The organism is Streptomyces sp. SID14515, assembly GCF_010548505.1.
GTDB classification, from domain to species: domain Bacteria; phylum Actinomycetota; class Actinomycetes; order Streptomycetales; family Streptomycetaceae; genus Streptomyces; species Streptomyces caviscabies.
In genome coordinates, this window is record NZ_JAAGMH010000117.1 from 1 (window position 1) to 1,915 (window position 1,915).

The window sequence follows — 1,915 nt, forward strand, 5'->3', positions numbered from 1 at the left end:
GCCCGGGCCGCCGCCCTGGCCCTGGCGGAAGGACCCGCCGCCGCTGCGGCCACCGCTGCCCGCGCCGCCGCCGCTCCGGGGGTTCCGGTCGCCGCCGCCGCTGCTCCGGCCGCTCCCGCCGTTGCCGCTTCCGCTGTTCCTGCCACTGCTTCGCATCAAAATTCCGTCTTGTCGTCTGCGTGAGTATCCGGGGTGTCCGGTGCGTCCGGATCGAACGACGGCACACCCTCTAGCGTCTCAGCCTCGATCGCGTCCGCCTCCGGGAGGAAGGGCGCGAGCTCCGGGAGCTCGTCCAGGCCGCGCAGGCCCATTCGCTCCAGAAAGTAGTTCGTCGTCCTGTACAGGATCGCACCTGTTTCGGGTTCCGCGCCCGCCTCCGCCACCAGGCCCCTCTGGAGGAGGGTCCGCATGACCCCGTCGCAGTTCACTCCGCGCACCGCCGAGACCCTGGATCGGCTCACCGGCTGCCGGTACGCGACCACCGCCAGGGTCTCCAGCGCGGCCTGGGTGAGCCGGGCGTGCTGGCCGTCCAGGACGAAGCCCTCCACGGCCGCCGCGTACTCGGGCCGGGTGTAGAACCGCCAGCCGCCCGCGACGAGCCGCAGGTCGAAGCCCCGGCGCTGCACGGTGTACTCGTCGGCCAGCTCCCGCAGCGCGTCCGCCACGGCCCTGCGGGGCCGCTGGAGCACCTTGGCGAGGTGGTCGACGGTGGCGGGCTCGTCGACGACCATGAGGACCGCCTCCAGGGCGGGCTTGAGGTCGAGCGAGGCGACCGCGCTCCCGTCGTCCGGTCCGCCGTCGTCCTGTGCGGTGGGCTGCGCGCTCATTCCCGTACGTCCTCCTCTTCCGGGTTCCCGTTCAGCTCCTGGTCGAACTCGTCCGTCACCACCGGCTCCGCGTCCGCCCCGCCGCACCAGGCCACCAGCAGGTCGCCCAGCGCCTCGTCCTGGTCGAGGGTGACGGCCTTCTCGCGGTACAGCTCCAGCAGGGCCAGGAAGCGGGCGACCACGGTCAGGGTGTCCGGCGCGTCCTCGGTCAGCGCCTGGAAGCTCACCGCCGCCCCGGCCGCGCGCAGCCGCTCCACCACCAGGCCCGCCTGCTCCCGGACGCTGACCAGCGGGGCGTGGATGTGGTCCACGTACACCTGGGGCTTCGGCTTCGGCTGCATCGCCTTCACCGCGAGCTTCGCGAAGCCCTCGGGCCCGATGCTGATCACCACCTCGGGCAGCAGCGCGGCGTGGTGGTCCTCCAGACCGACGGTACGGGGGTGGCGGCGGGCCTCGGACTCCAGGCGGCCCTGGAAGATCTCGGCGATCTGCTTGTACGCGCGGTACTGGAGCAGCCGCGCGAAGAGCAGGTCCCGCGCCTCCAGGAGCGCGAGGTCCGCCTCGTCCTCGACCTCGGCGGCGGGCAGCAGCCGGGCGGCCTTGAGGTCGAGGAGCGTGGCGGCGACGACGAGGAACTCGGTGGTCTGGTCGAGGTCCCAGTCGGGGCCCATGGCACGGATGTACGCCATGAACTCGTCGGTGACCTTGGAGAGGGCGACCTCGGTCACGTCCAGCTTGTGCTTGGAGATCAGCTGGAGGAGGAGATCGAAAGGGCCCTCGAAGTTCACCAGGCGGACGGTGAACCGCTTGTCGTCCGGATCGGGCTCGGCCGCGGGCTCCGGCCTGGTCGCCGACTCCGGCTCGGCCGCCGGTACGGCAACGGCCTCCGGCTCCGGCTCCGGTACGGGCTCTACGGGCTCCCGTACGGCCTCGGGTGCCGGCTCGGGCTCGGCCTCCGGCACGCGTACGGGCTCCGGGGCCGCCTTCTCCGCCGCCACGGGCGGCGCCGCCACCCCCGGCCCCCGCCCCAGGGCACGGCGGCGCGGGGCGGCGGGGTCGTCGGGCGTGGGCATAGAGGTCCAGGGGTG

2 protein-coding genes are annotated in these 1,915 nt (G+C 73.4%); both read right to left on the reverse strand.

Annotation, left to right across the window (positions count from 1 at the left end; translation table 11 throughout):
- Positions 1-155: 155 nt before the first annotated feature.
- Positions 156-827 carry an SMC-Scp complex subunit ScpB gene (gene scpB, locus G3I54_RS27740; RefSeq protein WP_030630960.1) on the reverse strand — a complete coding sequence of 224 codons (672 nt, stop codon included), beginning with the start codon at positions 825-827 and terminating at the stop codon, positions 156-158.
- Positions 824-1,900, reverse strand: a complete 1,077-nt coding sequence (locus G3I54_RS27745; RefSeq protein WP_164618283.1) for a segregation/condensation protein A — start codon at positions 1,898-1,900, stop codon at positions 824-826. The genes scpB and G3I54_RS27745 overlap by 4 nt, the downstream gene beginning before the upstream one ends.
- Positions 1,901-1,915: the final 15 nt, after the last annotated feature.

What these genes read in the sequence shown, in the direction of transcription:
- scpB (WP_030630960.1), bottom strand. Translation starts at nt 827, where the DNA reads ATGAGCGCGCAGCCCACCGCACAGGACGACGGCGGACCGGACGACGGG.
- G3I54_RS27745 (WP_164618283.1), bottom strand. Translation starts at nt 1,900, where the DNA reads ATGCCCACGCCCGACGACCCCGCCGCCCCGCGCCGCCGTGCCCTGGGG.